Source organism: Hyphomicrobium sp. (genome assembly GCF_051860585.1).
In the GTDB taxonomy this organism is placed as follows: Bacteria; Pseudomonadota; Alphaproteobacteria; order Rhizobiales; family Hyphomicrobiaceae; genus Hyphomicrobium_C.
In genome coordinates, this window is the sequence record NZ_JBHYDS010000002.1 from 248,690 (window position 1) to 264,788 (window position 16,099).

Below are 16,099 nucleotides of genomic sequence, written 5' to 3' on the forward strand. Positions count from 1 at the left end.
CGGGCGATGTCAGCCCGTCCTGCTTCAGCTTCGAGCGCCCGCGTCGCCGCAGGCACCCTGAATTTTCACGCGGATCCAGCTCCTTCGTCATGCGGCCTCCAGAGCTTACACCCCTGTTTGCGTCGGCGGAGGTCCTGAAGGGCGTCGGCCCGCGCGTCATTGCCCTGCTCAAGAAGGCCCTGCGCCTGCCCCCGGGCGTCGTCTTGCCCCGCGTCATCGACATGCTGTGGCACCTGCCCACCGGCGTCATCGATCGCCGCGCCGAGCCGACCGTAGCCGCAGCCCTGCCTGGCACCATCGCCACCCTCAAGGTCCGCGTGCTGAAGCACAAAGCCCCGCCGCGCGGCAACAACAAGGCCCCTTACAAGGTCGCGACGGAAGACGAGACCGGCCGCCTGGACCTCGTCTTCTTCCGCGTCGAGCGCTCATTCGTCGAGCGCCAGCTTCCCGTTGGCGAGGAGCGCTACGTCTCCGGCCGCGTCGAGCGCTACGGCGAAACCCTGCAGATGGCGCACCCCGACTACATCGTCGCCCCTGAAAATCGCGGCGACCTCCCGCTGCTCGAACCCGTCTACCCGCTCACCGGCGGCCTCTCGGGCAAGGTGCTGCTCAAGGCCGAGCGCCAGGCGCTCGAACGCGTGCCGCAATTGCAGGAATGGCAGGACGCCGCCTGGCTCAAGCAGCAAGGCTGGCCCGCTTTCATCGAGGCCCTGAAGCGCCTCCACCATCCCGAGGATGCCGCTGACGTGTCGGCCGGCAGCACGCCGCTCCAGCGCCTCGCGTACGATGAGCTGCTGGCCAACCAGCTCGCCCTCGCCATGGTGCGCGAGAGCTTCAAGGCCCAGCGCGGCCGCCCCGTAAAGGGCGACGGCAGCCTGCGCGCCAAGATCGTCGCCGCCTTACCGTTCTCGCTCACAAACTCGCAAGTCTCCGCCCTGCGCGAGATCGAAGCCGACATCAGCGCCCCGCGCCGCATGCTGCGTCTCCTGCAAGGCGACGTCGGCTCCGGCAAGACCGTGGTCGCCTTGCTGGCGATGGTCGTCGCCGTCGAAGCCGGCGCGCAATCCGCCCTCATGGCGCCCACTGAAGTCCTCGCCCGCCAGCACATGGAAACGATCGGCCCGCTGGCCGAGAAGGCGGGCATCCGCATCGGCCTGCTCACCGGCCGCGAAAAGGGCCGCGTGCGCGACGACATCCTGGCGCGCCTCGCCGGGGGCGACATCGACATCCTGATCGGCACCCACGCGCTGTTCCAGGCCGACGTCGTCTTCAACGATCTCGCCTTCGCCGTCATCGACGAGCAGCACCGCTTCGGCGTCCACCAGCGCCTCGCGTTGCAGACCAAAGGCGGGGGCGGCGGCGCGAACATGCTTGTGATGACCGCGACGCCCATTCCCCGCACGCTGCTCATGACGCATTACGGCGACCTCGAAGTCTCGAAGCTCACCGAAAAGCCAGCCGGCCGCAAACCGATCGTCACCAAGCAGATTGCCAATGGCCTGATGGAAAAGCTGATCGCCCGCGTCAAAGCGCAGCTCGCCGAGGGCGCGCAGGTCTATTGGGTCTGCCCGCTCATTGAATCGTCCGACATCTCCGATCTCGCCGCCGCCGAGGAACGCCATGCCCACCTCACCCAGGTGCTCGGAGAGGGCGTCGGCCTCCTGCATGGCGGCATGAACGCCACCGCCAAGGACGCGACCATGGCCTCCTTCGCCGACGGCAATCTCAAGGTGCTGGTGGCGACGACGGTGATCGAGGTCGGCGTCAACGTGCCGAACGCCAATATTATGGTCATCGAGCATGCCGAGCGTTTCGGCCTGGCCCAGCTTCACCAGTTGCGCGGCCGCGTCGGACGCGGCAGCCGCGAGAGCTTCTGCATGCTCCTGTATGCCGAACCGCTGACGCGCACCGCCCAGGAACGCCTCGCGATGATGGAAGATACCGAGGACGGCTTCCTGATCGCGGAAAAGGATTTGGAACTGCGCGGCGGCGGCGAAGTGCTCGGCGCGCGCCAGAGCGGCGAAGCGGAATTCCGCGTCGCGGGTGGAGCGGGCTTTTCCGAGCTTCTCTCAGCCGCGCACGACGACGCCCGCATGATCCTCTCGGCCGATCCGCAGCTCACGACCGAACGCGGCGAAGCCCTGCGCCGCCTCCTTTACCTGTTCGAATGCGACGAAGCCATCCGCCTCTTCCGCGCCGCGTAAACGTCGAAGAAGCGCGGTCCAGCATCACAATCCAGTCCGTCATCCCGGCGAAGCCCTGCGCCGCCGCCTCTACGTGTTCGAATGCGACGAAGCCATCCGCCTCTTCCGTGCGGCGTAAACGTCGAAGAAGCGGGCTCCAGCATCGCAATCTAGTCCGTCATCTCGGCGAAGCCCTGCGCCGCCTGCTCTACGTTTTCGAATGCGACCAAGCCATCCGCCTCTTCCGCGCGGCGTAAACGTGGAAGAAGCGCGGTCCAGCATCGCAATCTAGTCCGTCATCCCGGCGAAGCCCTGCGCCGCCTGCTCTACGTTTTCGAATGCGACCAAGCCATCCGCCTCTTCCGCGCGGCGTAAACGTGGAAGAAGCGCGGTCCAGCATCGCAATCTAGTCCGTCATCCCGGCGCAGGCCGGGACCCACGCCAGTCTCCAAATATTCAACGACGCTTGATCGCTCACCGCTGCACCGTCGGGTCATCTTTCGACCGACGGGTTCGCTGAAGCTTGCGTAGGTACCGGCCTTCGCCGGCATGACGTTGGTGTGCAGCAGCGAAAGTGAACCTAAACCCCCGTTGCCGACGGCGGTGCGCCCGGTGTCGCCCCGGGCAGAACGACGCGCTTGCCCTCGGTCTTGACGGCCATGTCCGCGAGCTGCTTCAGACGCGCTTCGTAGTCCGGCACGACCATGCCGGCGGAGATCACGATCTTCGCCGCATCCTCGACGCTCATCTTGAGGAACGTCACGTCGCGCCGCGGCATGAAGCAGATGAAACCAGTCGGCGGCACGATGCCGGTCGGCATGAAGACCGTCACGAGATCGTCCTCACCACCCGGCTTCGTGCTGCCGATTTCACCCTTGGTCTCGCCGGTGACGAACACGATCGACCACAGCCCCTTTGAAGGAAACTCGATCAGCCCGACTTTCTGGAAGCCCGACTGCTGGCTTCCGCTCGCCGTCGCCGAGACCAGCGACTCGAAGAACTGCTTCAACGCCCGGTACACGTTACGCACGATCGGCATGCGGTCGAGCGCCATCTCGCCGAACGAGACCATCGATCGGCCGATCAGGTTGGCGGTGAGCGCGCCGGTCAGCGTCAGGAACACGATCCCGAACAAGAGCCCGATGCCCGGCACGGAGAACGGAAGGTACGTATCCGGAAGATAGGCGCTCGGGACGAACGGCTTCAGCCACGCGTCCGTGACGTTGATCACCCACCAGATGATGTAGATCGTGAGCGTCACCGGGCCGACGATGATCAGTCCCGTGAGGAAATAGTTGCGCAGCCGCGCGCCAATGCGGAGCGGCGCGCCGTCGTCGGTCGCCAGGCGCTGCAAGCCGGCCGAAAGGGCGTGGCTGTCGTCGCTCTCGGGAGGGGGTTTGCCGGAATGCTTGCTCATGGGCGCCATCGTGGGGTCTGGCAGGCCCGCTCGTCAACACCGCACGGCGGCCGCAGAGGCGCCGCCTGCCAGCCAGCGCCGGACTGTTACTGCGTCACCACGAGGCAATCGAAGCCCTGCGGCTTCAGCGTCGAACAAAGCTGCCCCGGCTCCTTGGCATCGGCATAGGGGCCGAGCCTGACCCGGTAGAACGTCCCCATGCTGCCGATCACGGCCTCGTCGATTTCGGTCTGCACCGTCCCGTCGCGCACGGCCGGATAGGTCGTCAGCGACTGCGCCAGCCGCTGCGCTTCCTCGCGCGACCGGACGGCCGCGACCTGAAGCTTGTAGCGCCCGCTCCCGGCCGTCGGCGCGGCGTTCGCGACCTTCACGGGCTTCGGTTTTGCGGGAGCCTGAGCGCTCTCGGTCGTCCAAGGCATGGCTTCCGTGCTCGGCGAAGACGGTGACGACGACGGTGGTGATTCTGGGCCGCGCTGAACCATCGACGAGGTTTGCGAGGTCACGACCGTCGTATCGCCGCCCCAGCCGCCCGGCGACGTTTCCGTCGATCCGGTGGTCACGGCGGCGCCCTCAGCCGGAGCCGGCTGCGCCCCACCCGACGACGAGCCGAACATGTTGCTGAAGAAGCCCGTCACGGCCTGGCCGGCGCCCGAGAGCGGATTGCTGGTGCCGGTGGAGGCCTCGGGAACAGACGTCGGCGCGGATGCGGCCGGCGGCGGCACGTAGGCGTCGTGCTGCGGCGCATGGCTGGCGACGACGGTGCTGGCAACGACGGTCTGCGACGGCGCGGGCTGCGCAGCCGCGGCGGATGCCGTCTGCGTATCCCACGACGTGGACGGAGCCGTCTGCGCGGGCTCGGGCGGAGCCGCAAATCCCATCGCCGGAGCCGAGGCGGCCTCGGACGACGCTGCAACCGTTGTGGTCGAGAAGCCGGCGGCGGCAGGCGGCACGCCCTCGGCCGGCTGCTGCGAAGATCCGCCGCCGAACGACGGGAGAAAATTCCAGAGTGAAGACGGCTGTTGCGCAACCTCGCCCGTCGCCGCCGGCGCGGCAGCCTGCGCCGTCTGTGTCGGCTGGCCACCGCCGAGGCTCGGCAGCGTGGGCACGGAAATGCCGCTCCAGAAGCTCTTTTCAGTCACCTGCACGACCTGTACGCCAGTGCCCGGCTTGGGCGCGCCAGGCGTCCCCGAGGCATTCTGGTCGAGCGGCGCGGCCCCGATGGGCGGCGGCGTATTGCCGAGACCGGCTTCCTGGTACGCAAGCTTGCGCGCCTCGATGGCCTTGGTCTTGAGATCTTCGGGCAGGCCGCCCTTGAGCCAGACGGCCGTCGTGAGATCCGAAATGGCTTGCGCGGGCCGGCCGAGCTGACGGTAGGACGAACCGCGATAATAGAGCGCGCGCGCCATTTGCGCGTTCGGCAGCCCGCCGCCCGCGAGCGCGACGCTGAGCTGTTGTTCCGCGCCCTGGATGTCGCCGCCTTCGAATGCCTTCACGCCGGCCGCATAGGCGCGCTGGCCGGCGGCCGCGCTTTCCCGCTGGGCATCGGCCGCGGCCTTGGCGTCTTTCATCTGCTTGGCTTGCTGGGCCGCTGTCGGCCGTTTGGCCTGCGCCGCCGGCTTGGCCGGAGTGGCGTCCTCAGCAGCGGCGTCCTGGGCGACAGCGTCCGTCGCGAACGGCATTCCTGTTGCGAGCGCCAGCACGGCAGCCGCCAGCAGCAGCCCGCCCGAAAGAGCGCTCAGCGAACGAATTGAACGTAGCCCCCGATGCGTCGCATCGACCATGCGTACTTTTCCCAGCCGCTTTAACAGACGCAGCACCCCGTGAACGTGTAGGTCAACCAGACGGAAGAGGCAAATCCGCGGCGGCAGTGTGGCCGGGCTTATCCCCTATTCCACCGTCACGGACTTCGCCAGGTTGCGTGGCTGATCCACGTCCGTCCCCATGAACACGGCCGTATGATAGGCGAGAAGCTGGACGGGCACCGCATAGATGAGCGGATTGGTCAACGCGTGCGCCTTGGGCGTCACGATGTGGGCCGCCAGCGCGCAGCCGATTTTTTCCGGATCGGCGTTTGAAATCAAGATGATCTGCCCACCTCGTGCGGCCACTTCCTGCACGTTCGAGATGGTCTTTTCGAGCAGATCGTCGTCCGGCGCGACCACGATCACCGGCACATTTTCATCGATCAGCGCGATCGGCCCGTGTTTCAGCTCGCCCGCCGCGTAGCCCTCGGCGTGGATGTAGGAAATCTCCTTGAGCTTGAGCGCGCCCTCGAGCGCCAGCGGATAACTGGAGCCGCGCCCGAGGTAGAGCACGTCGCGAGCCTTGGAGAGGCTCTGGGCCAGCTCGATGAACTGCTCTTCGTTGCGCAGCATCGAGGAGATCAGGCGCGGCACTTCGATCAGCGCCGTCACGAGTTCCTGCTCCTGTGCCTCCGTCAGCGCGCCGCGCGCGCGGCCGAGCGCGATCGCGAGACACGCCAGCGCCGCAAGCTGGCACGTGAACGCCTTGGTGGATGCGACGCCGATTTCCGGCCCCGCCAGCGTCGGCAGCACCGCATCCGACTCGCGCGCGATCGTCGACGTGCGCACGTTGACGACGCTGCTGATGCGCTGTCCGTTGGCGCGCGCATAGCGCAGCGTCGCGAGCGTATCGGCCGTCTCGCCGGACTGCGAAACGAACAGCGCCAGCCCGCCTTCCGGCAGCGGCGCTTCGCGGTAGCGCATCTCGGACGCCACGTCGATTTCGACCGGCAGCCGCGCATAGCGCTCGATCCAGTACTTGCCGACCAGCCCCGCATAGTAGGCCGTGCCGCACGCCGAGATCGTCACGCGCGAGATCTTGGCGAGATCCACGCCGAGATCCGGAATGTTCACGCGCCCGGTCGCCATGTCGATATAGTTGGCGAGCGTATGGCTGATGACTTCCGGCTGCTCGTGGATTTCCTTCGCCATGAAGTGGCGATGATTGCCCTTGTCGACCAGCAGCGAGCTGGCGACGGACTTGATTTGTGGCCGCGTCACGGCCTGCCCGGCGCGATCGAATATCTCGACGCCCGCGCGGCGCAGCACCGCGCAGTCGCCTTCTTCGAGATAGGTGATCGCATCCGTGAACGGCGCCAGTGCGATCGCGTCGCTGCCGAGATACATTTCGCCCCGCCCGTGGCCGATAGCGAGCGGGCTGCCCTGCCGGGCCGCGATCATGAGATCGTCTTCACCGGCGAAGATGATGCCGAGCGCGAACGCGCCGCGCAGCTTGCCCAGCGCCGCCTTGACCGCATCCACCGGACCCGCCCCGCGCTGCATCTCGTCGGTCACGAGGTGCACGACCGCTTCGGTGTCCGTGTCCGTCTCGAATTTGTGGCCCTTGGCCGAAAGCTCGCCCTTGAGCTCGCGGAAGTTCTCGATGATGCCGTTGTGAACGACCGACACGGCGGCGGTCATATGCGGATGCGCATTGCGCTCCGTCGGCCGCCCATGCGTCGCCCAGCGCGTGTGCCCGATTCCGGTGTGGCCGCTCAACGGCTCCGACAACAGACGCGTCTCGAGGTTGCGCAGCTTCCCCTCGGCGCGCCGCCGCTCCAGATGCCCGTTCTCGACCGTGGCGATGCCCGCGCTGTCGTACCCGCGGTATTCAAGCCTGCGCAGCGCGTCGACGAGGTCCGTCGCGACGGGTTTGCTGCCGAGAATGCCGACAATCCCACACATCGATAAGCCTTTCGCTGCCGCCCTGCGCCAAAGACACGGAGCAGTACCCCCGGGCCGGCGCCCCCTCATTTGCCGTAAGTGACGCCAGTGACGCGATCAAATCAAACAATATGTCTGTTCTTAACGGGGATCACTTGCTGGCCGCGGCCTTCCGGCGCGTCATCATCGAGCGAAACTTTTCGGCCCATCCCGGCCGCTCGTCCTGCGCCGTCCGCGAGAGGGCGAGCGCATTTGCCGCAACGTCCTTGGTGATGACGCTGCCCGAACCGATGTAGGCCCCTGCCCCGATCTTGAGCGGCGCCACCAGCGACGAGTTCGAGCCGACGAACACCCCCTCGCCGATGTCCGTCTTGTGCTTGAAGAAGCCGTCGTAGTTGCAGAAGATCGTGCCCGCGCCGATGTTGGCCTTCGCGCCGACCGTGCCGTCGCCGAGATACGACAGGTGGTTGGCCTTCGCCCCATCCGCCAACGCGACATTCTTCAGCTCGACGAAATTGCCGACGTGAACGTCCCGCCCGAGCACCGCGCCCGGCCGCAGCCGCGAGAACGGCCCGACACGCGCGCCCGCGCCGATCCGCGAGCCTTCGAAATACGAATTCGCCTTGATCTCCGCGCCTTCGTCCACCGACACGCCGATGCCGAAATAGACGTTCGGCTCGATCGTGACGTCGCGCCCGACGACGGTATCGAACGACAGCCAGACCGTCTCCGGCGCGATCATCGTCACGCCGTCATCCATCAGCTTGTTGCGCGCGCGCCGCTGCCAGATTGCTTCGGCGGCGGCAAGGTCACGCCGCGCGTTGACGCCGAGCACCTCGTCCTCGTCGCACACCACGGCCGCCGCCCGGCCTCCTCGCTTACGCGTCAGTTCGACCGCGTCCGTGAGGTAATATTCGCCTTTCGCGTTGCCGTTCCCGATCGCGTCCAGCAGCGACAGCGGATCGTCGACGCGGAATGCCATCACGCCCGAGTTGCAGAGGCGCACGGCGCGCTCGGCATCGGTCGCGTCCTTGGCTTCGCGGATCGCCGTCAGCGTCCCGTCTTCCGCCGTGATGAGGCGGCCATAAGCGCCCGGATCGCGCGCTTCGAAGCCGAGCACCGCAATCGAAGCACCCCGCTCGAGCTCGCTGAGGAGAGCTTTGAGCGTCTCGACCGTGACCAGCGGCGTGTCCGCGAACAGAACCAGGAGATCGCCCCGATGCGCCGCGATGGCGCTGCGCGCGGCGAGCACGGCGTGCGCCGTCCCGAGCTGGGTCTCTTGCACGAAGACACCCGCGCCGGGAGCCGCCGCCAGCGCTTCCTCGCGCACGGCATCCATGCCGGGACCGACGACGACGACGAGGCTGTCGCCTCCAACCTCCTGCGCCACCGTCAGCACATGCCCAAGCATCGAGCGCCCGGCGATGCGGTGCAGCACCTTGGGCATGGCCGAACGCATGCGGGTGCCCTTGCCGGCAGCCAGAATCACGGTGAGAAGGGGTCGAGCCATGAGGCGGTCCTGAACGCTGGAGCATAATCAGACGGCGTCGGACCGCACGCGGCCAGACGGGACCGGCGCATCACGGCTGCCAGCCCGGAATCGGCTGCACGCTATCGTTCCCATGCGCTCCGCGCAAATGGCCCAGCGCGTCCCGCGCAAATGGCCAAACGCAGCTCGGCTGGAAAGCCCTTCCGCCGCAGCATCTTCACTATCCCCAAGTCGTCCACAGTTGCATGACCCCGTTGCGTTGACCCCCTGGGGGGACTCAGCCACCTAGAACGTTGGCGGAAGGCCAGTGCAGAGCCCGACGCCGGTGAGCGAGGCGCGCCCAGTGGCGCGCGAGAATCCTGAAATTTTCTAGTAGGGTCCGGAATCTGATCATGACGGAAAAGAGCATTCCTCAGCCAAGTTCGCCCCAGGTCAGGAGCCGGACGCTGACGCCTTACGTCGTGGGCTGGTCGGTCGCCGCCACCCTGGCCGTCGTCTACCTCGGACTTCTGATGACCAAGCCGACCGATGTGGCCGGCTATCTCACCGCCGATTCGGAACTCTCCAACAGCTCGGCGGATCCCGACGATCCAGTGGAACTCGCTGCCAACCACGCCGTGGCCGAGGTGCGCACGCTGCGCAACACCATCGACCTTTTCCGCAACGAGCTGATCGAGCTCCGCGCCCAGGTCTCGAGCCAGACCGAAGCGGCGCGCGACCTCACGACCCGCATCGCGGCCATCGAGACCGCGCCCCAGCAGACAGCCGCGCTCACGCCGAAGGAAAAGGCTGCCCTCGCCAAGGCGGAGAAAGCCAAGGCCGCCGAGCCCGCTCAGGTCGCCGCGGCCGCTGCAGCCGAACAGAAAAAAGCCAAGGACGAAAAGAAAGCCGCCGCTGCCAAGGCCGCCAAGCCGGACCTCGAAACGGGCAGCGTCGCGCAGCCGGCCGCAGGCGCCATCACGTTCGGCCCGCCGACCGTCACGACCACGATCGCCGTTCCGGGAGGTTCCGAGGCCGCTGACGCACCTGCACAGGCACCCTCGAACAAACTGGTCGGTGTCCGCATTGCGACCGGCCCCTCGGTCGACAGCCTTCGCCTCAGCTGGACGCTGCTGAACGAGCGCCATGGCCAGGCGATCAGCTCGCTCCAGCCGCGCGTCATCACCGACGTCTCCGGCAGCGAGCAGACGTTCGATCTCCTCGCCGGTCCGGTCGCCAACGTCGACGAGGCCCGCAAGCTCTGCCAGGAACTCGCCCTCAAGGCGACGCCCTGCCAGGTTGCCCGCTATACCGGCGACGCGCTCTAGTTCGCGCCGCCCCGCGGCCTCCCGGTCACTGCAAGCTCAACCAAACAAAAGGCCGCGCCCTTTCAGGAGCGTGGCCTTTTCTATCCAACTTCCCGCGTCCTGCGTCAAATTCCGTCATCCCGGCCTGCGCCGGGATGACGATAGATGGCTGAGCGTATGCGCCAACCAAAACGGCGGGACGGGCTTAGCGTGCCGAAGCGGGATTAGAAGTTTGCGTAGACGAACCGCCGAGGACACCCGCTTCGCCACTCCCCGTCTATGCGAGGTGACGAGGGGATGCCTGAACGCACCTGAACCGGAAGCACTCAAGGCCGCGCACACGAATGCTCGCAACGAAACAAAAGGCCGCGCCCCAAACGGAGCGCGGCCTTTTCTCTTCGAGCGGCCCGCTCCTAGAGCGCGCCCGACTTGAACGTATCGCAGGACTTCATCTCGCCCGATTCGAACCCGCGCGTGAACCACTCCACGCGCTGCGCTGCCGTGCCGTGCGTGAAGGCATCCGGCACCACGTGGCCCTGCGTGCGCTTCTGGATCATGTCGTCGCCGATCTGGCTCGCGGCGTTGAGGCCCTCTTGAATATCGCCGGGCTCGAGCCGCTTCTTGAGCTGATCGTTGAGGTTCGCCCACACGCCGGCCAGACAATCGGCCTGCAGCTCCATCATCACCTGGATGCGGTTGCCCTCGCGCTCGCTCGCTTGCTGCTTGGCCTTCTGGACCTGGTCCGAAATGCCGAGCAGCGTCTGCACATGGTGGCCAACCTCGTGCGCGATCACGTAGGCCTGCGCGAAATCGCCCGGCGCATTGAAGCGCCTCTTGAGCTCGTCATAGAACACGAGATCGACATAGACCTTCTGGTCGAGCGGACAATAGAACGGTCCCATCGCCGAAACGCCCGTGCCGCAAGCCGTGCGCGTGCCGCCGCTGAACAGCACGAGCTGCGGCTCCGTGTACTTGCGCCCTAGGCTCTCGAACACATGGCTCCAAACGTCCTCCGTGTCGGCCAGCACGCGCGAGATGAACACCTTCATCTCGTCATCGGCCTTCGGGACCGGCGTGTCCTTGCTGCCCGGCTGCGAGCCCGGCAGGCCTGGAATGTCGTGCGGTCCGCGATCCGCCTGGCGCCGCGGCGCCTCCTGCTGCTGGGGAAGCTGCGAAATGTCGGGGAAGCCCTGTCCGCCCAGCAGCACTTCAAGCGGATTGATTCCAAAAAACAGCATGATCGCGCCGAGGATCAGCAGCGACGTGAGGCTCATGCCTCCCTTGCCACCGATCGGGATCTGGATCCCGCGCCCGCCACCGGCGCCGGGAAATCGGAAGCCGCCCCCTTGGCCGCGCCGGTCGTCGACATTGTCGCTTTGGCGGTCTTCATCGTCGTAGCGCATGAGGCACCCGTATTGCTTCCAACGGCCTCGACCATAGCGTCAGAGACGGGTTGCTTTCCAGTCGTTTGACCCAACGCGGCCGCGGACTGCCGACGCGAGAGGCAACGCGAGCCAAATCTTTGGACGCTCACCTCAGCCGTGGCGCGCCGCGCGGGCGGGAGAAACCGTCAATAGCTTGACGGCGCGGCGCTTTTTGCGCGCCCCTCGCCTTGGCATGGCGATTGCTGAATTCACGTCGGGGTAAAACGGCCAATTCGCCTGTGGGCGAGCGCCTGGCGCCGATTGCCCGGGCAGAACGCCGGGTGCTAATCCGGCCGCCTGTCGACACAGTGAGCAAACCTCAAGGAGGCGTCATTTGCAGCGTCCACTTCCGCCGTTTCGCGCCCAGCCCTCTCGCCGGGCCAACGCGCCCAAGCCCTCCGCCGATGCGCGCAAGGACACCGTGATCGAAATTTCGGTCAAGGCGCGCCGCCATCCCGTGAAGCTTGCGCGCCTCAACGCCGCGCCGGCTCTGAAGGTGCTCAGCCCTCTCGCCTGAGACCAACGAAAGAGGCATCCCGGACCGGGTCTCGCCCGTCCGGGATGCGCACTTGCCCGCATCTCCAGTTGCCCTGTCATCCTAGGCCTTGTGCCTAGGACCCATTCCTCCACGTCGGAAAGCCGTGGTCAGGTGGCTGACGCTTCAGCAACTGCATCTCTTCGCGCAATCTGAAACTTGGATCCTCGGGACAAGCCCGAGGATGACAGTGAGTGAGCGGCGCTCCAAAAAAGACTAAAGCCCGGCCGACATGCCGCCGTCCACGGCCAACTCCGCGCCGGTCACATAGAGAGAATCGTCGCTCGCGAAAAACAGTGCCGCCCGCGCGATCTCGTCCGCCGTCCCGAACCGCCGCATCGGTGTCTTGTCGAGCAGCGCCTTGGCGACGAGCGGGTTCTTGATGAAGCGCTCGGTCAGCGCCGTTTCGATATAGCCCGGCGCCAGCGTGTTCACCCGGATGCCGTACTGCGCGTACTCGACCGCGAGCGCCTTGGTCAGCGCCGTCACCGCCCCCTTGGTGGCCGAATAGGCCGCGAGCTGCCGCAGACCGCGGTTGCCCATGATCGACGAGACGTTGATCAGCGACCCAGCGCCCGACGCCTTGAGCAGCCCGAATGCATCGCGCGCGATCCGCACCACGCCGTCGAGGTTCACTTCGCGGATCTTGACCCAGTCTGCGTCCGAGAGGTGGCGAAAATCGCTGCGCACGTTGAGACCGGCATTGTTCACGACGATGTCCGCGCGCCCGAACGCACGCTCGACCTCGCGAAACAGCGCCGTCACGTCCTGCCCGCGCGAAACGTCCACAGTCATTGCCGTCGCCTTGAGGCCCTGCCCCGAGAGCGCGGCAGCGGCTGCCTCGGCGCTTTCGCCGTTGAGGTCGGTCACGAACACGTGCGCGCCCTCGGACGCAAACAGCGTCGCGATCGCCCGGCCGATACCCGCACCCGCGCCGGTCACAACGGCAACTTTGTCTTTCAATCTTGTCATAGCGTGCTCTCTAGCGCGGTTCTGCGGGCGCGAAAACGGCTACCCGCGTGCAAAGTAAAGGATCAGGGCGCGACCCACTTCTCGCGCATCGTCACGAACTCCTCGGCGGCCGACGGATGGAGCGCCACGGTGGCGTCGAAGTCGGCCTTCCGCGCGCCGAGATGCAGCGCGATCGCCGCCATTTGCACCATCTCCGCCGCGTCGGGCCCGATCACATGACAGCCGAGCACGCGATCCGTCGCGGCATCGACAACAAGCTTCATGAACATCCGCTCGTCACGCCCCGAGAGCGTGTTCCGCAGCGGCCGGAAGCGCGCCTTGTAGAGATCGAGTTCGAAGCCTTGCGCGCGCGCCGCCTCCTCGGAGAGACCCACCGTCGCGAGTTCCGGCGTCGTGAAGACGGCCGTCGGCACGAGCGAGTGATCCACCTTGACCGGACGCTTGCCGAATACCGTGTCGGCGAACGCATGCCCCTCGCGGATCGCGACCGGCGTGAGATTGACCCGATCCGTCACGTCTCCCACGGCGTAGACCCCGGGTGCGCTCGTTTCGGAATACCCATCGACGATGATCTGGCCGCGAGGGCCGGTCCGCACGCCGGCCGTTTCGAGCCCGAGGTCGTGCGTCGCTGGCTCGCGTCCGATCGCGGACAGCACGAGATCGGTTTCAATCGCCTCTCCGCCGCGCAGCGCGAGATTGAAACCGCCCGGACACTCCGCGACGCCCTCGAGCACGGCTTCCATCCTGAGCGCGATGCCGCGCGCTGCCAGCGCCTCCATCAGGCCGTCGCGCAATTCCTCGTCGAACCCGCGCAGGATCTTTGCGCCGCGATGCATCAGTGTGGTCTCGACGCCGAGCCCCGCGAAGATCGACGCGAACTCGACCGCGATATAGCCGCCGCCGCACACCACGATGCGCTTCGGCAAGGCTTTGAGTTCGAAAATCTCGTTCGACGTCACGATGTGCGCGGCACCGGGAATGTCGCCGTAGCGCGATGGGTGCCCGCCCGTTGCAATCAGGATCGTGCGCGCCTTGATGCGCGTCGCGTCCGACAGCGCCACCACGCCCGGCCCGTCGAGCCGCGCGCGTACCGCGAACGTCGTCACGCCCTTGGCCTTGAGGTTGCTTTCGTAGATCCGCTCGAGCCGCGCGATTTCGCGATCCTTGTTGGCGATCAGCGTTGCCCAGTCGAAGCCAGTCTCCCCGACGCTCCAGCCGAACCCCCGCGCGTCCTCGAATTCGTCTCCGAAGCGCGACGCGTACACGAGCAGCTTTTTCGGCACGCAGCCGCGGATCACGCAGGTGCCGCCAAAGCGATCGCATTCCGCGATCCCGACCTTGGCGCCGTACCCGGCCGCGATCCGCGCGGCACGGACACCGCCCGAGCCGCCGCCGATGACGAAGAGATCGTAGTCCGTCGCTGTCATGGGTCGCGTGTCCGGCCTGTCAGAAAAAGGGGGCTGTCAGGATGGGAGGCACCGTGCCGGAAGTACGCCCAGTTCGCAACACGAGGGCGCAACAACACGGCCGCGCAACAGGCGCTAGACCGCCTCGGCGCTTTCGCCGTAATGCGCCTCGAGCACCGCCACGCCACCGGCGCCCCCGATGATCGCCACGTCTGCGATGCCGAGGAAAAGCCCGTTCTCGACCACGCCCGGAATGAACTTCAGCGCTTCGTCGAGCGACTCGGGGTCGTCCACGCGACCGAACGCGCAGTCGAAGATATAGTTGCCGCCGTCCGTCACGAACGGGGTGCCGTCCCTTGCGAGCCGGAGCGCAATTTCGCCCTGGCAGCCAGAATCATGAGCCAGCATCTCGATCATGTTGCGCGTGGCGGTCACGCCAAAGCGCACGACTTCGACCGGAAGCGGAAACGTGCCGAGCTTGTCGACGCGCTTGCTCTCGTCGGCGATCACGATCATGCGGTCGGATGCGGTGGCGACGATCTTTTCACGCAGCAGCGCGCCGCCCCCGCCCTTGATCAGCCGCAGCTCTTCGTCCACCTCGTCGGCGCCATCGATCGTGAGATCGAGCAGCGGCATCTCGTCGAGCGTCGTCAGCGGTATGCCGAGCTTGGCCGCCAGCGCCCGCGTTTCTTCCGACGTCGGCACGCAGAGCACCGACAGCCCGCCTCGCACCTCGGCCGCAAGCAGCTCGACGAAAAGAGAGGCCGTCGATCCTGTTCCCAGCCCTAGCCGCATCTTGGGCTCGACAAAACTGAGCGCACGCCGCGCTGCGGCCAGCTTGTGGTCTTTCACCGACATCCCGCGTCCTTCTGATGCCATCCTGTCTGCCAGTCGTTCGCGGCGAGGGCAAGGGTCAAACGACGCCCCGACGGGCAATTGACCCGCTGCCGCATGGCCTTGCTGCCGCCGGACGATAGGCATAAACGAGTGGCCATGAAAAATGCCACCCTCGTCTTCGATCTCGACGGAACGCTGGTCGACAGCGCGCCGGACCTTGTCGCCGCCACCAATCATGCGCTGGCCGATCTCGGACTCGAGCCCATCGCCGGCGCAACCCTGCGCGCCACGATCGGTTTCGGCGCGCGCCGCATGATCCTCGAAGGCTTGAACCACACCGGCCGCACGCTGCCAAATGACGAGGTCGATCGCCTGCTCGCCCGCTTCCTCGCATATTACGAGCCCAACATCGCGCGCGAAAGCCATCCCTTCGACGGCGCCGTCTCCGTGCTTGAGAATTTTCGCACCCACGGCGCCCGCCTCGCGGTCTGCACGAACAAGCGCCTCGCGCTCGCCAAGCGCCTGTTGCGTGAATTGCATCTCGACCGGCTCTTCGACGCCGTCGCCGGACGCGACAGTTTCCCGGTTTATAAGCCCCACCCGGATCACGTTCTCGGCGCCATCCAGATGGCCGGCGGCGATCCGGCGTACGCGGTCATGATCGGCGACACCGCCATCGACGTCGCAGCCGCGAAAGCCGCCGACGTCCCGGTCATCGCCTGCTCGTTCGGGTATTCGGACCAGCCCGTGGAGGATCTTGGCGCCGATGCCGTCATCGGCCACTTCGCCGAATTGGACGCCGCCGTGCGCCGCCTGCTTCCGTCCTGCCCCAACCCTTCCGGCTGACCCCGTAAGCCTCAGCCC

Annotated in this window: 12 protein-coding genes; 4 read left to right on the plus strand and 8 right to left on the minus strand. The window is 66.6% G+C overall.

Going from position 1 to position 16,099, the window contains the following annotated elements; genetic code table 11:
- Positions 1-89: 89 nt before the first annotated feature.
- Positions 90-2,204: an ATP-dependent DNA helicase RecG gene (gene recG / locus ACTIFK_RS03975; RefSeq protein WP_439541751.1), complete on the plus strand. Its 2,115-nt coding sequence runs from the start codon at positions 90-92 to the stop codon at positions 2,202-2,204.
- A gap of 559 nt (positions 2,205-2,763) precedes the next feature.
- Here recG and ACTIFK_RS03980 read toward each other — a convergent pair.
- The 4 genes from ACTIFK_RS03980 to glmU form a co-directional block, all read right to left on the minus strand.
- Entirely contained in the window at positions 2,764-3,600 is an 837-nt protein-coding gene (locus tag ACTIFK_RS03980) for a DUF502 domain-containing protein (RefSeq protein ID WP_439541752.1), read from the minus strand.
- 86 nt (positions 3,601-3,686) lie between these two features.
- Positions 3,687-5,381, minus strand: coding sequence for an SPOR domain-containing protein (locus ACTIFK_RS03985; RefSeq protein WP_439541753.1), 1,695 nt, complete (start codon positions 5,379-5,381; stop codon positions 3,687-3,689).
- Between the two features lie 105 nt (positions 5,382-5,486).
- Complete coding sequence (gene glmS, locus ACTIFK_RS03990; RefSeq protein WP_439541754.1) at positions 5,487-7,307, minus strand: glutamine--fructose-6-phosphate transaminase (isomerizing); 1,821 nt, start codon at positions 7,305-7,307, stop codon at positions 5,487-5,489.
- A 130-nt stretch (positions 7,308-7,437) separates the two neighbouring features.
- Complete coding sequence (gene glmU, locus ACTIFK_RS03995; protein ID WP_439541755.1) at positions 7,438-8,796, minus strand: bifunctional UDP-N-acetylglucosamine diphosphorylase/glucosamine-1-phosphate N-acetyltransferase GlmU; 1,359 nt, start codon at positions 8,794-8,796, stop codon at positions 7,438-7,440.
- Positions 8,797-9,167: 371 nt separating this feature from the next.
- Between glmU and ACTIFK_RS04000 the strand changes: the two genes are divergently transcribed.
- Positions 9,168-10,082, plus strand: coding sequence for a hypothetical protein (locus ACTIFK_RS04000; RefSeq protein WP_439541756.1), 915 nt, complete (start codon positions 9,168-9,170; stop codon positions 10,080-10,082).
- A gap of 392 nt (positions 10,083-10,474) precedes the next feature.
- Here the strand turns inward: ACTIFK_RS04000 and ypfJ are convergent, their stop codons facing one another.
- On the minus strand, positions 10,475-11,464 hold the full coding sequence (ypfJ, locus tag ACTIFK_RS04005; protein WP_439541757.1) for a KPN_02809 family neutral zinc metallopeptidase: 990 nt from the start codon (positions 11,462-11,464) through the stop codon (positions 10,475-10,477).
- 355 nt (positions 11,465-11,819) lie between these two features.
- On the opposite strand from ypfJ, the gene ACTIFK_RS04010 reads away from it, so the two are divergent.
- Entirely contained in the window at positions 11,820-12,002 is a 183-nt protein-coding gene (locus tag ACTIFK_RS04010) for a hypothetical protein (RefSeq protein ID WP_439541758.1), read from the plus strand.
- A gap of 234 nt (positions 12,003-12,236) precedes the next feature.
- Here ACTIFK_RS04010 and ACTIFK_RS04015 read toward each other — a convergent pair whose 3' ends face one another.
- From ACTIFK_RS04015 to rpiA, 3 genes are all read right to left on the minus strand, one after another.
- Positions 12,237-12,992 carry an SDR family NAD(P)-dependent oxidoreductase gene (locus ACTIFK_RS04015; protein ID WP_439541759.1) on the minus strand — a complete coding sequence of 252 codons (756 nt, stop codon included), beginning with the start codon at positions 12,990-12,992 and terminating at the stop codon, positions 12,237-12,239.
- A 62-nt stretch (positions 12,993-13,054) separates the two neighbouring features.
- Positions 13,055-14,419 carry a glutathione-disulfide reductase gene (gene gor / locus ACTIFK_RS04020; protein ID WP_439541760.1) on the minus strand — a complete coding sequence of 455 codons (1,365 nt, stop codon included), beginning with the start codon at positions 14,417-14,419 and terminating at the stop codon, positions 13,055-13,057.
- Between the two features lie 114 nt (positions 14,420-14,533).
- A complete protein-coding gene (gene rpiA / locus ACTIFK_RS04025; RefSeq protein WP_439541761.1) occupies positions 14,534-15,256 on the minus strand; it encodes a ribose-5-phosphate isomerase RpiA in 723 nt (240 codons plus the stop codon).
- A gap of 135 nt (positions 15,257-15,391) precedes the next feature.
- Between rpiA and ACTIFK_RS04030 the strand changes: the two genes are divergently transcribed.
- Positions 15,392-16,081 carry an HAD-IA family hydrolase gene (locus ACTIFK_RS04030; protein ID WP_439541762.1) on the plus strand — a complete coding sequence of 230 codons (690 nt, stop codon included), beginning with the start codon at positions 15,392-15,394 and terminating at the stop codon, positions 16,079-16,081.
- Positions 16,082-16,099: the final 18 nt, after the last annotated feature.

Bases quoted from the DNA above. Each gene is read 5' to 3' on its own strand.
- rpiA (WP_439541761.1), bottom strand. From the start codon at position 15,256: ATGTCGGTGAAAGACCACAAGCTGGCCGCAGCGCGGCGTGCGCTCAGT.
- ACTIFK_RS03980 (WP_439541752.1), bottom strand. From the start codon at position 3,600: ATGAGCAAGCATTCCGGCAAACCCCCTCCCGAGAGCGACGACAGCCAC.
- glmU (WP_439541755.1), bottom strand. From the start codon at position 8,796: ATGGCTCGACCCCTTCTCACCGTGATTCTGGCTGCCGGCAAGGGCACC.
- ACTIFK_RS04000 (WP_439541756.1), top strand. From the start codon at position 9,168: ATGACGGAAAAGAGCATTCCTCAGCCAAGTTCGCCCCAGGTCAGGAGC.
- recG (WP_439541751.1), top strand. From the start codon at position 90: ATGCGGCCTCCAGAGCTTACACCCCTGTTTGCGTCGGCGGAGGTCCTG.
- gor (WP_439541760.1), bottom strand. From the start codon at position 14,419: ATGACAGCGACGGACTACGATCTCTTCGTCATCGGCGGCGGCTCGGGC.
- ypfJ (WP_439541757.1), bottom strand. From the start codon at position 11,464: ATGCGCTACGACGATGAAGACCGCCAAAGCGACAATGTCGACGACCGG.
- ACTIFK_RS04030 (WP_439541762.1), top strand. From the start codon at position 15,392: ATGAAAAATGCCACCCTCGTCTTCGATCTCGACGGAACGCTGGTCGAC.
- ACTIFK_RS03985 (WP_439541753.1), bottom strand. From the start codon at position 5,381: ATGGTCGATGCGACGCATCGGGGGCTACGTTCAATTCGTTCGCTGAGC.
- ACTIFK_RS04015 (WP_439541759.1), bottom strand. From the start codon at position 12,992: ATGACAAGATTGAAAGACAAAGTTGCCGTTGTGACCGGCGCGGGTGCG.
- glmS (WP_439541754.1), bottom strand. From the start codon at position 7,307: ATGTGTGGGATTGTCGGCATTCTCGGCAGCAAACCCGTCGCGACGGAC.